This is a genomic window from Collimonas sp. PA-H2 (assembly GCF_002564105.1).
In the GTDB taxonomy this organism is placed as follows: domain Bacteria; phylum Pseudomonadota; class Gammaproteobacteria; order Burkholderiales; family Burkholderiaceae_D; genus Collimonas.
Window position 1 is genome coordinate 1,565,793 of sequence record NZ_PDBX01000001.1, and the last position, 15,222, is coordinate 1,581,014.

Sequence of the window (15,222 nt, forward strand, 5' to 3'; positions counted from 1 at the left end):
GATTTACATAGATAATAATTAATCTCATGCATATTAGCCGCATCGACCTCAATCTGTTCGTGGTGCTCGACACCATCTACGCGGAAGGCAATATCACCCGCGCAGCCAAGGCCCTGAGCCTGACCCAGCCGGCGGTCAGCCACGCCCTGGCGCGCCTGCGCGAACTGCTGGGCGATCCCTTGTTCATCCGGCAAGGCAGCAATATGCTGCCGACGCCGATGACACGTTCCCTGATCGGTCCGGTGCGGCAAGCCTTGCAGACGCTGGAAGTCAGCGTCAAGCACGGCAACCAGTTCGATCCGGCCAGCAGCCGCCGCAGTTTCAACCTCGGCCTGACCGGCGTGCTGGAAGCGCGGCTGCTGCCGCCGCTGATGCAGCTGCTGCAGGCACAAGCGCCGACAGTAGCGATCAATTCGGTACGGGTGGAACGGCGCCAGCTGGCATCGGAACTGGCGGCCGGCACGCTCGACATCGCGGTCGACGTCTTGCTGCAGCGGCCGGCGGAGATCCACAGTACGCCTTTATCGCGCGATGCGCTGGTGGTGATCGCGCGCCAGGATCATCCGGCGCTGCAGAAGGGCCTGGACCTGGAGACCTATCTGGCGCAAAGCCACATTTTAGTATCTTCGCGACGCACCGGCCCCGGCATAGAAGATGTCGAACTGGCGCGCATGGGCCGCCAGCGCCAGATCGGCTTGCGCTGCCAGCACTACCACGCGGCCTGCCATGTAGTCAGCGCATCGGACCTGCTGACCACCATGCCCGAGCACTATGCCCAGATCGCCAACCTCAACCTGCCGAACCAGATCTATCCGCTGCCGCTGCCAACACCGACCCTGGATGTGTATCTGTATTGGCATGAGAATGCGGAACTTGATCCGGCCAACCGCTGGCTGCGCGGGGTGCTGGGGCAGCTGTTTCCTGAACAGAATCGCCTGGCGACAGCTAAATCTCCAGGCAAGAAAAAATAGCAGCGAATGCAGCTGCCTACTTTTTCGCCGGATGGGCCGCCTGCCACTTCCTGACGCAGAACTCGATGTATTCGCCTACACGGTTCTGCTCCGCCTCCGGTATCGCCAGGAACGCTTCCAGGCTGATGCTGAAAGGCCACTGGCCGGACTGTGAGGTCACCATCTTCGGGTTGCCGCTCCCAGTGGCCAGCCAGAAAATATCGACGCCAAGGAATTTCGCGGCAAGCGCCGAATTCTCCGCTGTCAGCGCCTTGGTTTTACCGGCAATCACCTGTCCGACCGCCTGCACACTGACGCCGATGGCGTCCGCGAGTTCTTGCCTGTCTTTTCGGGCTATCTGCAAAGCCTCCGCGAGTCGCGCACCGTAATTATTCACCATCGGTAAAGAATACTTTCATTCAATTAAAGCATGGTTGCAATGTGCACTAAAGAATGCTTTAATACATATGTAAAAACTGACAATGGTTTTAGCGACATGGACCCACTTTCCACGTACTTTCCGCTCAAAAACAAGGTCGCCCTGGTCACCGGCGCGGCGCGCGGCATAGCTTTACACATTGCCTGTGCCTTGTCTGCGGCTGGTGCACATTTAGCGATCCTGGATGAGCGGGAGCAGGAAGGAGGGGTTATTGCGGGGCTGTTGGCCAGCAAACAGAGCGAGGTCCGGTTCTGGCAACTGGATGTCAGTGACAACGACGCCGTGCAACAAGTGATTACGGCAGTTGAAGCGCACTTCGGCCGCATCGATATTCTGGTCAACAGCACCGGCGTCGATGCCAATCAGCCGTATGCATACGGGCTGTCGCAGAAACATTGGGAAAAGGCCATGATGGCCAACGTCAACGGCAGCATCCTGTGCAGCAAGCACGTGGCGCCCGCCATGGAGCGCGCCGGCGGCGGTTCCATCGTCAACGTCCTGGCGCCCTGCGCCATGAACGGCAAACAGCATGCAGCCGCCGATCAAGCCGCGAAAGCGACGCTGCGCATGAACAACATGAACGCCATGCGCTACGCCACGCAAAACATCCGCGTCAACTCCATCCACCCAGGCGTAATCCGCCCCCCCGCCCTGGCCGCAGCCATGCGCAAACGTGACGACCTCACCCAAGCCCTGGCCGACCGCGCCGAACTACAAATGCAAACCAGCCGCGGCTCCGCCACCGACGTAGCAGCCGCCATCCTCTACCTGACATCAGACGCCAGCCGTTTTGTCACGGGCAGCGAACTGGTGATTGACGCGGGGCCTTGCCATAGCTGATGGCAAGGCTGTTGGGGTTGCTTTTGAAGTTGCCGTTGCCGCTGACGTTGCCGTTGCTTTTGACGTTGGGGTTGCTCTTGAATTCCGCATTGAGACGTTGCCAAATCCGGCGCGTGTCAGCCGGGAATTGTGGGGGACATGTTTGAGCCGAAGGCGAGTTTTGTCCCCCACCCGGCTGATACGCGCCGGATTTGGGGACCTCCTGCGGAGGTGACGGCTTCGGCAGAAGCGGTGCTCCAGCCCTTCTTTTTGGTTACTTTTCTTGCGCCCGGCGAGGGGGCGAAGCAAGAAAAAGTAACTAGCTGCCGGGCTACCCCCGGCAAGCATCCACGGAGTACAAAACGTTTTAGCAACCCTCAGACCGTTCTTAGCATGCCACCGCACTCACTCCGTAGAACGTCAAATGGGGTCAGAGTAATTTTCGCAAAAACCGCGAAAAAAACTCCGACCCCATTTGACTGCGGCGGCGGTGAATTTGACTGCGGCAGCGGCGAATTTAGCTGCTGCTGCGTTGGTTTAGAAGTAGCTCAGGCCCAGGGCGGCTTTGACTTCGTCGGCTGTTTTCGCCGCCACCTCACGCGCCTTGGCCGTGCCTTCTTTCAAGATCTGCATGACATGCCCCTTGTCCTTCGCCAGTTCCTCCCGGCGCGCCCGGATCGGCGCCAACAGATCCTGCAGACAAGCCTCCAGCCGCGCCTTGACCAGGCTATCGCCCAGCCCGCCACGCACATAATGCGCCTTCATCTCCGCCAGACCAGCCTTATCCAGATCAAACGCATCCAGATACAAGAAAGCGACATTGCCCTCCAGATGCCCAGGATCCTGCACCCGCAAATGCAAAGGATCGGTATACACCTGCTTGACCGCCGCCCGGATCTCATCCGCGCTGGCGCCAAGGTTGATGGTATTGCCCAGCGACTTGCTCATCTTCGCCTTGCCGTCGATCCCCGGCAAACGCCCGATTTCCGGCACCAGCGCCTTCGCCTCCACCAGCACATCGCGGCCAGCGGTACGATTGAAACGCCGCACGATCTCATTGGTCTGCTCGATCATCGGAATCTGGTCCTCGCCCACCGGCACCAACGCCGCCTTGAAGGCCGTGATATCAGCCGCCTGGCTGGCCGGATAAGTCAGGAAACCAGCCGGAATATCGCGCTCGAAACCGCGCAAACGGATTTCTTCCTTGACCGTAGGGTTGCGCTCCAGGCGCGCCACAGTCACCAGGTTAAGGTAGTAAAAAGTCAATTCCGCCAGCTCAGGAATCTGCGACTGGATCAGGATGGTTGACTTGGCCGGATCGATACCGACCGCCAGGTAATCCAGCGCCACCTCAACCACATTACGATGCACCTTGTTGGTATCGTCCATATTGTCGGTCAGCGCCTGAGCGTCGGCCAGCATGATGAACTGCTTGTAGCTGTGCTGATATTCGATACGGTTACGCAAGCTGCCGACGAAATGGCCGAGATGCAAAGGACCCGTGGGACGATCGCCGGTCAGGATCACGGCAGATTCGGTGGACTTGGGAGACTCGTTCGTTGGCAAACTCATTAACTTTCCTTTTTAGCGATATCCTGAAAACCCTCTATTGTGCCATTAGCGACGCCGGAGAATAAGAAAAGCCGCCGGCGATCTCTCGCCGGCGGCTTTTTGTTTCCAACCGATGCAATCGGCGGTACAGCGCGGCGCTAAGCCAACCCTGCCCGCCAAAACCGCTATCAGCTGGTTTTCTCTTCCTGCTCTATCCCTGCCAGGATCCAGCCGCCCTGGCCGGCGGTCGGCTTGGACAGGTTCCAGATCTCGGCAAACGGCGCGGCAGCAGCATTGGCGTCTTCCTTGATCATGCCGGTGAAGCGCACGCTTGCCAGGTAGTCGCTATCGACGGTGTCGATGCCCAGCAATTCCGCCTCCAGCGAAACCACGTCGGTATGGTTTTCCGAAGCGCCGCGCTCCTGCAATTGCATGCGCAGTTCGGCAAACATTTCAGGCGTGGTGAATTCGCGGATATCGTTGCTGTCGGCCTTGTCCCAGGCCGCTTGCAGGCGCAGGAAGTAAGTTTTCGCATGACGCAGGAAACCGGCTGTATCGAAATCCGCAGGCACGCCCCAAGCAGCGGCGTTCGCTGCACCAGCGCCAACGGCTGCTACCGGCGCAGCGTCAATTGCAGCACGCTGCATAGGCTGCTCGATACGCGAAGCGATTTCCGGCGTGAAGCTGGACGGCGCTGCGCTGGCGAAAGCAGGCTGCATGCCGGCGTTAGCCGAGTTGCCGCCGGCCATTTTGCGGCGCACCAGCTTGTAGATGAACATGGCGGCAAACGCGAACAAGGCGATCATGATCATGTTGCTGATCATGCCGGCCATGGCGCCGCCGAGGCCCATGCTGGACAGCAAGGCGCCCAGGCCGAGGCCGAGCAAGGCGCCGCCGAGCATGCCTTTCCACATGCTCGGCTTGGCTGCTGCTGCCGCACCTGCTGCAGCGGGAGCCGCAGCAGCAGCCGCAGGCTTGGCCGCCTGGCTTGGCGCCGGCGCGGCCTGGCGGTTCATGCTTTGCGATTTTTTGCCGAAGGAGCCGCCACCACCCATGCGCTTGGCTTCCACGGTTGAGATACCGGCTGAGAACGTCATGGCAACGGCGATCAGCGCGACGAATAATTTCTTCATACTTTCTCCTGAGATTTGACGCCATGTAGAACATGGCTATAGGTACTACGGGTAGTGCTGGCAATGTTGATTCGGGGTCCTCGCATGCACGGCCGATCAGACAGGCCAAGGAAATACACAAGGCAATCCGGCAAGTTGAGCGGCAAACTATGACGACGAGGGGGCCGAATAAGAATCCGGCAGATGGCTAGGCGCCCACCGCTGGAACAGAGATCCAGGCGGCGTGAAGGCGCTTATGCTCTAGGAGGAGGTCCGGCCGGCGGCAGGAACGGCGGCTGCCGCGCTTTGTCGTTGCTCAGCGCGGGACTGGATGCGATTGCCGTGGCGGCAAATACAAAAGGGAAAGCAGGTACGGTGTCGTCGCCGAGATCGACGTGCATCTCGATATCGTCGGCAAGGCTGTCTTGATCATCCTGCGCGTCATGGCCGTCGGCCAGGTTGCATTGAGCTGCCGCGGCATCCAGCTGAAACGTGTACGCCAGCGTCGCCGTCGCATCTGCCTTGGATTCGGCGATGCCTGCAAAGACTTGCATGGGCAGCAGAAACACCAGCAGAAGGATCAGGAAACGTTGCATCAAGGCAGTAAACCACGTCAAGACGAAAATAAAGAGCCATGATTATACCAAACGGCAGCAAATTCACAGTCTGTCTTGCTGACAAGAATGAAACGCCATAGACTACAAGCAGCAGCGTCCACTCACCCCACAGGGAACCCCAAGATCATGCGCATTTTGCTTGCCGAAGACGACAGTGTACTGGCCGATGGATTGACGCGTTCGCTGCGGCAGTCGGGCTATGCCACGGATTGCGTCATGAACGGGATGGAAGCGGATTCGGCTTTGTCGACCCAGGATTTCGACCTGCTGATCCTCGACCTCGGCTTGCCGAAAATGAGCGGGCTGGAAGTGCTGCGCCGCCTGCGCGCCAGAAATTCGCACCTGCCGGTGCTGATCTTGACCGCCGCCGATTCGCTCGAACAGCGTGTCAAAGGTCTGGATCTGGGCGCCGACGACTACATGGCCAAGCCGTTCGAGCTGTCGGAACTGGAGGCGCGCGTGCGCGCCCTGACCCGGCGCGGCGCCGGTGGCGGCCCCACCGTCATCAAACATGGGCCGCTGAGCTACGACCAGGTCGGAAGGATCGCCTATATCAATGAACAGATGCTGGACCTGTCGGCGCGTGAACTGGGCTTGCTGGAAGTATTGCTGCAGCGCACCGGCCGCCTCGTCTCCAAAGAGCAGCTGGTCGACCACTTGTGCGAATGGGGCGAAGAAGTCAGCAACAACGCCATCGAAGTATATGTACACCGCTTGCGCAAGAAAATCGAAATCGGCGGCGTGCGGATCGCCACGGTGCGCGGTCTCGGCTATTGCCTGGAAAAAATCAGCGAGCCGCATCCCAATCCAATCACCGCGCTCTCCCCGCTCGATTCTTCCAGCCGCCGCTGAAGCTGAGCCATGGCCTTGTCTCCGGATGCGCTGCCGACCACACATCAGCCCACTGCGCCGCTAGCACAACAGGCTGAAGAGCGTGTCCAGCGCTCGCTGTTCGGCGAAATCCTCGACTGGATGCTGGTGCCGCTGCTGCTGCTGTGGCCGATCAGCATTGCGATTACCTATGTGGTGGCGAAAACCATCGCCAACCAGCCTTTCGACCAGGCCCTGGACGACAGTGTCATGGTGTTGTCGCAACAGGTAATCGAAATCAACGGCAAGGTGGCGACGCGACTCAACGGACCGGCGCGCGATTTCCTGCGCGCCGACGATATCGACAATGTCTACTACCTGATCACCGATGCGCGCGGCAATATCGTCGAAGGCGACCGCGACCTGATCATCCCGCCGGCCATCGCCCAGGAAGACACCGCTCATCCCGGCACGGTGCAGCACCGCGACGCTATCCTGCACGGCAATGACGTGCGGATTGCCTACGCCTACGTCGACCTGCGCAGCGTCGCCGAGGTCAACGCCACCGCGCCGCCGCGCACGGCGCTGGTGCAGGTTGCGGAAACGCTGGAAAAGCGGGCGCGCCTGGCGAACGCCATCATCAAGGGCGTGATCCTGCCGCAGTTCCTGATCCTGCCGATCGTGCTGGCGCTGATCTGGTTTGCGCTGTCGCGCGGACTGTCGCCCTTGTCTGAGTTGCAGCAGCGCATCCGGGCCCGGCGGCCGGACGATCTAAGCCCTATCGATTCGGGCCAGGTGCCGGAAGAAATTTCGCCGCTGGTGCGTTCCCTCAACGACATGCTGGAGCGGCTCTCGCTTTCGATACAAACCCAGAAACGCTTTATCGCCGACGCCGCGCACCAGATGAAGACACCGCTGGCCGGCATGCGCATGCAATCGGAACTGGCTTTGCGCCAGACCCGCCAGGAGGATATCCATCGCTCGCTGGAGCAGCTGGCCAAGAGTTCCGAGTCTGCCACCCGGCTGGTGAACCAGCTGCTGTCTCTGGCCAGGGCGGAAAACCAGTCGCAGGAAAATGCCCCGTTCGTGCAGCGCGACCTGTCCGAGTTTGCGCGCGGCGTGGTGCAGGACTGGGTACAGGCGTCTTTCACGCAACGTATCGACCTCGGCTTCGAACAGGCTGAGCAGCCGCTGCCGGTCATGTGCAATCCCCTCATGCTGCGCGAGCTGCTCGGCAACCTGATCGACAATGCGCTGCACTACACGCCGGTGGAGGGCCGCGTCACGGTGCGTGTGCGCGCCGACGGCGAGCCCGGACAGGCGCAGTTCGCCATCCTGGAAGTAGAAGACACCGGGCCCGGCATTCCGCCGGCCGAGCGCGATCATATCTTCCAGCGCTTCTACCGCATCCTCGACAGCAGCCGCGGCGGCAGCGGGCTGGGGCTGGCGATCGTGCGCGAGATCGCCCTGCAGCACGATGCGCAAATCACGATCTCCTACAATCCGCACAGCAGCGATCTGGAACTGCCGGGCAGCCTGTTCCGCGTCAGCCTGCATTTGCTGAAAACAGCCAAGACAGATTTCCATTGACCGTCAATCCGAGACCAGAACTATCCATGCTTACTCCCCACCCTCCCAGCCATTGGCGCAGCACCAGGCGACTGACCCTGGCGTTGCTGCTGGTCTGGTTCGTCCTGACCTTTGCCATCATCTTCTTTGCCCGGGAACTGGCGAGCATCACCTGGTTCGGCTGGCCGCTGTCGTTCTACATGGCGGCGCAGGGCCTGGCCCTGGGTTATCTGCTGATCGTCACGTTATACACCTGGCGGATGCACAAGATCGATCGCCGCTATCAGGCTGAAGGCACGGACAGCGACGCGCAATGAACGACAAATCTTTCTTCTGGCGGCTGGTGCGCTACTACGGCTGGTACACCGCCGGTTTCATCGCCTTGCTGGTGGTGCTGGCGATCCTGGAACAGGAAGGCTTGCCGCGCACCTGGATCGGCTATATGTTCATGTTTGCCACCGTGGTGCTGTATGCCGGCATCGGCATCATGAGCCGCACCTCCGACGTCTCCGAATATTATGTAGCGGGACAGCGCGTGCCGGGGCTGTTTAACGGCATGGCCACTGCCGCTGACTGGATCTCCGCCGCTACCTTTATCAGCTTGGCCGGCGGCCTCTACTTGCAAGGCTTCGAAGGCCTCGCCTACATCATCGGCTGGACCGGCGGCTACTGCCTGGTAGCGCTGTTGATCGCCCCTTATCTGCGCAAGTTCGGACAATACACCATTCCGGATTTCCTGGCGGCGCGCTACCGCGGCCGCACCAGCAGCGATCCGGTGCGCATCCTGGCCGTCATCGCCACCGTGCTGATTTCCTTCATTTATGTGGTGGCGCAGATCTACGGCGTCGGCCTGATCACCTCGCGCTTTACCGGCGTCGATTTCTCGGTCGGCATTTTCCTCGGACTGGCCAGCATCCTGGTCTGTTCTTTCCTGGGCGGCATGCGGGCGATCACCTGGACCCAGGTGGCGCAGTACATCATCATCCTGTTCGCCTATCTGATCCCGGTGGTCTTGCTGTCGACGCAGCACACGCACAGCCCGTTGGCGCAGGTTTCCTACGGTACGGTGCTGACCCAGATCACCGATATCGAAAAGAAGTTCGACGCCGATCCCAAGGAAATCCAGGTGCGCGAGATCTTCAAGGCCAAGGCCAACGACTACGATGTACGCCTGCACAATCTGCCGACCTCCTGGGAGCAAGGCCGCGTAGAGGCGCAGCAGTACCTGGAAAAACTCAAGCGCAGCAACGGCTCGCTGATCGAGATCCGCGCCGCCAGCCGCGCCCTCAGCAACTATCCGAAAACCCCCGAGGAAGCCGAACGCACCTGGCAGCAGGAGAAAGCCGGCTACCTGGCGCGCGCCGAACCGCCGATTCCGCAAGCCACGCCATTTGCCGCGGCCAGCCCTGAAGCCTCGGACATCAAGCGCAACAATTTCCTGGCCCTGGTGTTTTGCCTGATGCTGGGCACCGCCGCGCTGCCGCATATCCTGATGCGCTACTACACCACGCCGTCGGTGCATGAAACCCGAAAATCGGTATTCTGGACCTTGTTTTTCATCCTGCTAATCTATCTGACGGTGCCGGCGCTGGCGGTGCTGGTAAAGTACTATATCTACACGTCGCTGGTCGGTTCCGACTATGCGCACCTGCCGGAATGGATCTCGTACTGGGCCAATATCGACAAGCTCCATCCGCTGGTCAGCATCACCGACGTCAACCACGACGGCATCGTGCAGCTGTCGGAAATCGTGCTGGACGGCGACATCATCGTGCTGGCGACGCCGGAGATCGCCAAACTGCCCTACTACATCTCCGGCCTGGTCGCCGCCGGCGGCCTGGCGGCAGCGCTGTCGACCGCGGACGGCTTGCTGCTGACGATTTCCAACGCCCTCTCGCACGACGTCTACTACAAGATGATCGACCCACACGCCTCCAACGCCAAGCGCGTCACGGTGTCCAAATTGCTGCTGCTGGTGGTGGCGCTGCTGGCGGCCTACACGGCGTCGCTGAAACCCGGCGACATCCTGTCGATGGTAGGCGCAGCGTTTTCGCTGGCAGCTTCCGCCCTGTTCCCGGTACTGGCGCTAGGCGTATTCTGGAAGCGCGGCAACCAGGAAGGCGCCATGGCCGCCATCGTGGTCGGCTTCGTCACCTGCGTGTACTACATGCTGCACACCTATCCGTCGCTAGGCGGCTCCGCCAGCGGCCAGTGGTTCCACATCGCGCCGATGGCAGCGGGCATCTTCGGCGTGCCGGCTGGCTTGCTGGCATTGATCGTGGTCAGCCTGCTGACGCCGCCGCCCGATCCGCGCGCAGTCTCGCTGGTGCAGCAGATTCGCGCGCCCTAGGACCACATCGTTTCCTACCTGACGATGGCGATCTGGTTGCGTGCGCCTGATTTATATGTGAATAACGTCAGCGCGCCCTCCTTGATATCGCCTTTGGCATCAAAAGCGATCGGGCCGGTTATGCCGTGATAATTAATGCTGGCCAAGGCAGGGAGGTATTTCGCGGGAACAACGGAGTCCGCCTTTTGCATGGCTGCGGCCATAACCTGGACAGAGTCATAGACGTACGGTGCGTAGAGCTGCACTTCTACATTAAATTTCTTTTTGAATGCGGCCTTAAAGGTTTCCAGGTTTTTCTTGCCTGCTTCCACAATGCCACCAGCCTCGGCGCAGATAATGCGGTTGTCGCCCAGTGCATCGCCGGCCAAGCGCGGTAGCGCGCTTGAGCAAATGCCGTCTCCTCCCATGAAGACGGCATTGACGCCCAGTTGTTTCATCTGGCGCAGCATGGGCCCGGCAACGGCATCCATTCCACCGAAGAACACCAGATCCGGCTTGCGGGCCTTGATCGAGGTCAGGATGGCGCTGAAGTCGGTTGCCTTGTCGTTGGTGAACTGCGTCGCCACTATGCTGGCGCCGCCCTTTTTGACGCTTTTGATGAACTCTTCCGCCACACCCTGACCGTAGGCGGTACGGTCATCGATCACGGCGATATTCTTGGCTTGTAATGCTTCGACGGCATAACGACCTAAAGCGCCGCCTAGCTGGCTATCGTTGGCGACCAGGCGGAACGTGGTATCGAAACCTTGCTGTGTATATTTCGGGTTGGTTGCAGACGGCGAAATTTGCGGGATACCCGCTTCGTAGTAGATCTTTGAAGCAGGGATGGTCGTACCCGAGTTAAGGTGACCGATCACGCCGTTGACTTTGGCGTCAACCAGCTTTTGCGCCGCCGCGGTGCCATGCTTGGGATCGCCTTCATCGTCTTCCGCCGCCAATGCGAATGTGATTTTCTTGCCGTCGATGCGGATCCCTTTGGCGTTCAGTTCATCAATCGCCATGCGGGCGCCAAGCTCATTATCCTTGCCTACATGCGCCAATGCCCCGGTGAGCGGGCCAACGTGTCCGATCCTGACGATCTGTTCCTGATCAGACGCACTGCTTGTTGCGGAAATGGCGAGAACAGCCGCCAGAAAAACTATTTTCTTTTGCATAGCATGCCCCCAATCAGGCAGAAAGATATTGCTTGTAGCAAACAATGAATTGTCCGATCGCATCGACCAATTTATCCAGGTCGCTATCGCTTAGCGGCAACGACATGACGATGAAGCCGCGTGAGCCGATATAAATTCCGCTTCTCAACAAATAAAAGAACAGCAATTTCTTGAAACGCGGATCTGCGCCGGCAATATCCGCTGGCGAGGAAATGGCTTGTCTGGTGAAATGGACGTTCATCGTGGTGCCGATGCCAGTAAACTGCATGGCGACAGCATGCGCGATGCAGATGCGATTGAGCCGTTCACGCAAGGCATTGCCGCGCTGAGTGAAGGCAATCGCGACCTCCGGAGTATACAGCTTGCCAATGCCGGCGATGCCGGCGGCCATAGTCACCACGTTGTTGTTGAACGTTCCCGCATGCGACACGCTCTTGCTTCTGCTCGGATCGAACTGATCCATGATGGCGCGCCTGCCGCCGAATGCGCCGAACGACATGCCGCCGCCGATATATTTTCCCAGCGTGGTGATATCGGGCGCAATACCCATGATTTCCTGCCGGCCGCCAGGAGCACAGCGCGACGTCATCACTTCGTCGAAAATCAGCACAGCACCGGAAGCATCAGCAGCAGCGCGCAAGCCTTGCAGAAATTCCTGCGTTCCTGGTATGCAACCGCCGGCGCCTAGCATCGGTTCGACCAGAATCGCGGCTATCTCGCTACCATGCTGTTTCATCAATACCTGTGCCGCGGCAAGATCGTTATACGGCGCGATAAGATAATCGTGCGGCACGTTGACCGCTGAGCTACTACCGCCGAAGTTGAGCACACCGCCGTGATAGGCGCCGTCAAACACAACGATCTTGCTACGGCCGGTGAAAATCTTGGCAGCGGCGATCGCCATCAGATTGGCTTCTGTACCCGAATTCGTGAAGCGCACCAGATCTATCGACGCAAAGCGCTCGCAGATCAGCCGAGCGAGCGCCGCTTCGTAGGTATTGTGTCCGCTCAGGTTGATGCCGCCATCAAGCGCTTCGATAATCGCCTGAACAATCACTGGATGCGAATGGCCGTAGATTCCTGCGCTGTATTCAGCGATGAAATCGATGTACTCGTGTCCGTCGACATCTGTGAGTCTGGCATTGCGTCCGCTCGCCATCACCAGCGGGAAAGGAAGGGAATACAGTATCGAGCGGGTATTTCCTCCTGGCATAACCTGTTCAGCCTTGGCAATGCGCGCGCTGCTTTCGGGATTCGCGCTAACGAATTCGGCTTGCGCAGCGTTCAGCATGTCATCCAGCGCCAGGCCGGCGCTTGCTTTTTTTAATGTCATGAGTTCCTTACTCCTTAAAAAATGCGCGTATCGCTCATACCGAGAATTCCGGGCGCACTGTGCTGTCTGAGCGCGGCAACCCCATCAGCTGCCGAGCCTCCGCCGGAGTCGCGACGTCGTAATCCATTTCTCTTAGCAAGCGCACGGCGCGTTCGACGAGCTCGACGTTCGTGGCAAGCTGTCCGTGACGGTAATACAGGTTATCTTCCAACCCTACCCTGATCATGGCGCCGCCCAGCAGCAAGGCGTTGATGCCGGCGGGCAGCTGGGCAGGGCCAATTCCGCTGACGCAGAACATGCTTTCCTGCGGCAGCATATCAACCATGTATTGCAGTGTCTTGGGCGTATAAGGCATGGCGTTCTGAAAACCGCGATGCGCGTTAAGCACCATATTGATGATATAAGGCGGCTGGTCGAAACCTTGCTCGATGAGATGCGCTACGTCCTGAATGATATGAGCGGGATTGAAGACCTCCCATTCTGGCTTGATACCGCGTTCTTTCATGGTAGCCGCCAGCTGGCGGCAGCGCGAAGGCGGGGTATTCAAGAGCACTTCCGCAGCGTTGAAAGTTGCGTTCATGGTGCATGCGTCCAGTGTGCACATCTCGGCGCCGGCATCCATGCCTTTGATCCGTTCCGACCAGGCGGTATCGAAAAGCCCGTCTTCAAGCGGCTTGATCATGTCGCCATGGATGCCGCCGCCGGTCGAATTGTTAATGACGATGTTGCATTTTGAGCGAATGCGCGCATTGATATCGCGGTAGATCCCCGCGTTGCAGGTGGCTTCGTCGTTTGGTAATCGGGCGTGGATAGCTGCCACGCTTGCACCAGCGTTATAGCAGTCGTAGACGTCGCGGGCAATCTCTTCTGGCTGGGTCGGCAGTCGCGGATTTTGCGATTTGAATGCCATGCCGCCGGTAGGCGCCACAAGAACGATTATTTTCTGATTTGCCATGCTCAAGGTCTCCTGGTATGAATTGGAAAAAATTACATGTTGTGACATGCGATTGGAAATAGAAGCAATCAATCGCGATCGGAGTTGGCCGACTCTGCTGCTACTCGCTCACGAATGGCGTCATGCGAAAAATATAGTCTTCCGGCAGTGGCATCGGTCGCATTGTTTCGAGCGAGATCAGCACCACAGTCTGTGTCGCCGCAATCCGCTTTTTGCCGAGATGGCTCGCGGATAGCTTGACGCGCAGTGAACTTTCTCCGAGTCTGGCGACGTTCAGCTGCATTGTCAGTACGTCGCCAAGTCTGCTCGGCGCAAGAAAATCACACTCCAGGCGCACCGTAGGAATCCCTTTCCGATGGATGGCTATCATCTCGGAGTAGGAAATATTGAGTCCGTCATTGAACCAGTCTTCGATCAGCTCGTGGAACAGCACAAAGTACTGCGGATAGAACACGATCCCAGCCGGATCGCAGTGGTGAAAGCGAATCTCCTTGAGGCAGGTATAAGCAGTAGCAGCAGTCATGCAGATGGTCTCCAAGTCTTGAATGCAAATGTACGCCGGCCAATTGATAGCAGCGGTCGTCGTCACAGCTTGCATCAAGTGTATGAATCGCTGTTGCAGGCTGCAATGAGTGATGTCTTAAAAATTCCGCCACGCGGAATTTTCTGCTATCTTCGGCCCCAGCAACGTTTCTTATTGAAGGAGGAGCATGCCGATGAAAATGTCCGGGAACCCTGGTGCAACGAAGCAACGGGCGCCGTCCCAAAGCCGCGCCACAGGCACCAAAAACGTACGCAGCGTGGAACGGGCGGCAAAACTTCTGAGCGCACTGGCGATCGGTCAGGATCACGGGCGGCGTCTGGTGGATATTGCCGAGGAGCTTGGCTTGCCGGCGCCGTCTGTTCATCGTCTCCTGAAGGAAATGATTGAGCAAGGCTTGGCAGAAAAACCCGCGCACGGCCACCGCTATTTCCTGGGACAGGAGGTGTTTTTCTTAGGCTTGGCGCGGCGTAACCGCTTTCCGCTGAAAGCGGCGGCGTCACCCTATCTGGATGAGCTGGCCAGCGCACTTGGCGAAACGGTTTTTCTCACCCAGCGCAACCGGCGCGACTCGATATGCATCGATCGCCAGATCGGAACGCATCCGGTGAAGATCCTCTACGTGGAAATCGGGAATAGAAGGCCCTTGGGCGCCAGCGTAGGAGGCATCGCGCTGATGCGCACCATGGCGGAGGACGAAATCGAAGCCATCCTCTTGCGCAATCAAGGGCGATATGAGCGTTTCGGATGCAGCTCCAAGGAGGTGCTTGATCGTATCTTGCGCTGCCAAAGCTGCGGATATGCCGATCTGAACATTGAATTGGAGAACACAGGCTATCGCGGCATCGCGGTCCCTATTGTTACCGCTCAACAGGAGACAATCGGCGCTATAGGACTAGGCGCGCTCGCCAGCCGCATGGACAACAAAACCGTTGCACACCACCTCATCGAGATGCAAAAACGAGCCAGCATGATCGTAAGGGATATGACAGATGCGCTCTCTTTACCGTAACGGCCAGACC

General features: G+C 58.9%; 15 protein-coding genes. 7 read left to right on the top strand and 8 right to left on the bottom strand.

Features of this window, described 5'->3' with window-relative positions; genetic code table 11:
* Nucleotides 1–26 precede the first annotated feature (26 nt).
* Nucleotides 27–971 (top strand): LysR family transcriptional regulator, encoded by a 945-nt coding sequence (locus BCF11_RS07015; protein ID WP_098494108.1) that lies wholly within the window; start codon nucleotides 27–29, stop codon nucleotides 969–971.
* A gap of 16 nt (nucleotides 972–987) precedes the next feature.
* Here the strand turns inward: BCF11_RS07015 and BCF11_RS07020 are convergent, their stop codons facing one another.
* The gene (locus BCF11_RS07020; RefSeq protein ID WP_158229160.1) at nucleotides 988–1,314 is read right to left on the bottom strand and encodes a helix-turn-helix transcriptional regulator; all 327 of its coding nucleotides are present in this window, start codon (nucleotides 1,312–1,314) and stop codon (nucleotides 988–990) included.
* 132 nt (nucleotides 1,315–1,446) lie between these two features.
* On the opposite strand from BCF11_RS07020, the gene BCF11_RS07025 reads away from it, so the two are divergent.
* Nucleotides 1,447–2,229, top strand: coding sequence for an SDR family NAD(P)-dependent oxidoreductase (locus BCF11_RS07025; RefSeq protein ID WP_158229161.1), 783 nt, complete (start codon nucleotides 1,447–1,449; stop codon nucleotides 2,227–2,229).
* A 516-nt stretch (nucleotides 2,230–2,745) separates the two neighbouring features.
* On the opposite strand, the gene trpS is transcribed toward BCF11_RS07025, so the two are convergent.
* From trpS to BCF11_RS07040, 3 genes are all read right to left on the bottom strand, one after another.
* The gene (gene trpS / locus BCF11_RS07030) at nucleotides 2,746–3,780 is read right to left on the bottom strand and encodes a tryptophan--tRNA ligase (protein WP_098494111.1); all 1,035 of its coding nucleotides are present in this window, start codon (nucleotides 3,778–3,780) and stop codon (nucleotides 2,746–2,748) included.
* Nucleotides 3,781–3,947: 167 nt separating this feature from the next.
* Complete coding sequence (locus tag BCF11_RS07035) at nucleotides 3,948–4,892, bottom strand: Tim44 domain-containing protein (protein WP_098494112.1); 945 nt, start codon at nucleotides 4,890–4,892, stop codon at nucleotides 3,948–3,950.
* A gap of 233 nt (nucleotides 4,893–5,125) precedes the next feature.
* Entirely contained in the window at nucleotides 5,126–5,467 is a 342-nt protein-coding gene (locus tag BCF11_RS07040; RefSeq protein ID WP_098494113.1) for a hypothetical protein, read from the bottom strand.
* Nucleotides 5,468–5,614: 147 nt separating this feature from the next.
* Between BCF11_RS07040 and BCF11_RS07045 the strand changes: the two genes are divergently transcribed.
* From BCF11_RS07045 to BCF11_RS07060, 4 genes are read left to right on the top strand one after another with little or no spacing between them, the layout of a single operon-like run.
* Nucleotides 5,615–6,340: a response regulator transcription factor gene (locus BCF11_RS07045; protein WP_098494114.1), complete on the top strand. Its 726-nt coding sequence runs from the start codon at nucleotides 5,615–5,617 to the stop codon at nucleotides 6,338–6,340.
* A gap of 9 nt (nucleotides 6,341–6,349) precedes the next feature.
* Complete coding sequence (locus BCF11_RS07050) at nucleotides 6,350–7,888, top strand: sensor histidine kinase (protein WP_098494115.1); 1,539 nt, start codon at nucleotides 6,350–6,352, stop codon at nucleotides 7,886–7,888.
* Nucleotides 7,889–7,914: 26 nt separating this feature from the next.
* Nucleotides 7,915–8,184, top strand: coding sequence for a DUF4212 domain-containing protein (locus BCF11_RS07055; protein WP_098494116.1), 270 nt, complete (start codon nucleotides 7,915–7,917; stop codon nucleotides 8,182–8,184).
* Nucleotides 8,181–10,217 (top strand): sodium:solute symporter family protein, encoded by a 2,037-nt coding sequence (locus BCF11_RS07060; RefSeq protein WP_098494117.1) that lies wholly within the window; start codon nucleotides 8,181–8,183, stop codon nucleotides 10,215–10,217. The genes BCF11_RS07055 and BCF11_RS07060 overlap by 4 nt, the downstream gene beginning before the upstream one ends.
* Before the next feature lie 14 nt (nucleotides 10,218–10,231).
* Here the strand turns inward: BCF11_RS07060 and BCF11_RS07065 are convergent, their stop codons facing one another.
* The 4 genes from BCF11_RS07065 to BCF11_RS07080 all read right to left on the bottom strand — a co-directional run bounded on the left by BCF11_RS07065 (nucleotide 10,232) and on the right by BCF11_RS07080 (nucleotide 14,182).
* A complete protein-coding gene (locus BCF11_RS07065; RefSeq protein WP_098494118.1) occupies nucleotides 10,232–11,371 on the bottom strand; it encodes a branched-chain amino acid ABC transporter substrate-binding protein in 1,140 nt (379 codons plus the stop codon).
* Between the two features lie 13 nt (nucleotides 11,372–11,384).
* Complete coding sequence (locus tag BCF11_RS07070) at nucleotides 11,385–12,704, bottom strand: aspartate aminotransferase family protein (RefSeq protein WP_233212404.1); 1,320 nt, start codon at nucleotides 12,702–12,704, stop codon at nucleotides 11,385–11,387.
* Between the two features lie 34 nt (nucleotides 12,705–12,738).
* Nucleotides 12,739–13,659, bottom strand: coding sequence for a 3-keto-5-aminohexanoate cleavage protein (locus tag BCF11_RS07075; protein WP_098494119.1), 921 nt, complete (start codon nucleotides 13,657–13,659; stop codon nucleotides 12,739–12,741).
* Nucleotides 13,660–13,759: 100 nt separating this feature from the next.
* Nucleotides 13,760–14,182, bottom strand: coding sequence for a thioesterase family protein (locus BCF11_RS07080; protein WP_098497365.1), 423 nt, complete (start codon nucleotides 14,180–14,182; stop codon nucleotides 13,760–13,762).
* A 193-nt stretch (nucleotides 14,183–14,375) separates the two neighbouring features.
* Between BCF11_RS07080 and BCF11_RS07085 the strand changes: the two genes are divergently transcribed.
* Nucleotides 14,376–15,212: an IclR family transcriptional regulator gene (locus tag BCF11_RS07085; RefSeq protein ID WP_158229162.1), complete on the top strand. Its 837-nt coding sequence runs from the start codon at nucleotides 14,376–14,378 to the stop codon at nucleotides 15,210–15,212.
* Nucleotides 15,213–15,222 lie beyond the last annotated feature (10 nt).

Bases quoted from the DNA above. Each gene is read 5' to 3' on its own strand.
- BCF11_RS07015 (WP_098494108.1), top strand. From the start codon at position 27: ATGCATATTAGCCGCATCGACCTCAATCTGTTCGTGGTGCTCGACACC.
- BCF11_RS07025 (WP_158229161.1), top strand. From the start codon at position 1,447: ATGGACCCACTTTCCACGTACTTTCCGCTCAAAAACAAGGTCGCCCTG.
- trpS (WP_098494111.1), bottom strand. From the start codon at position 3,780: ATGAGTTTGCCAACGAACGAGTCTCCCAAGTCCACCGAATCTGCCGTG.
- BCF11_RS07035 (WP_098494112.1), bottom strand. From the start codon at position 4,892: ATGAAGAAATTATTCGTCGCGCTGATCGCCGTTGCCATGACGTTCTCA.
- BCF11_RS07040 (WP_098494113.1), bottom strand. From the start codon at position 5,467: ATGCAACGTTTCCTGATCCTTCTGCTGGTGTTTCTGCTGCCCATGCAA.
- BCF11_RS07045 (WP_098494114.1), top strand. From the start codon at position 5,615: ATGCGCATTTTGCTTGCCGAAGACGACAGTGTACTGGCCGATGGATTG.
- BCF11_RS07050 (WP_098494115.1), top strand. From the start codon at position 6,350: ATGGCCTTGTCTCCGGATGCGCTGCCGACCACACATCAGCCCACTGCG.
- BCF11_RS07055 (WP_098494116.1), top strand. From the start codon at position 7,915: ATGCTTACTCCCCACCCTCCCAGCCATTGGCGCAGCACCAGGCGACTG.
- BCF11_RS07060 (WP_098494117.1), top strand. From the start codon at position 8,181: ATGAACGACAAATCTTTCTTCTGGCGGCTGGTGCGCTACTACGGCTGG.
- BCF11_RS07065 (WP_098494118.1), bottom strand. From the start codon at position 11,371: ATGCAAAAGAAAATAGTTTTTCTGGCGGCTGTTCTCGCCATTTCCGCA.
- BCF11_RS07070 (WP_233212404.1), bottom strand. From the start codon at position 12,704: ATGACATTAAAAAAAGCAAGCGCCGGCCTGGCGCTGGATGACATGCTG.
- BCF11_RS07075 (WP_098494119.1), bottom strand. From the start codon at position 13,659: ATGGCAAATCAGAAAATAATCGTTCTTGTGGCGCCTACCGGCGGCATG.
- BCF11_RS07080 (WP_098497365.1), bottom strand. From the start codon at position 14,182: ATGACTGCTGCTACTGCTTATACCTGCCTCAAGGAGATTCGCTTTCAC.
- BCF11_RS07085 (WP_158229162.1), top strand. From the start codon at position 14,376: ATGAAAATGTCCGGGAACCCTGGTGCAACGAAGCAACGGGCGCCGTCC.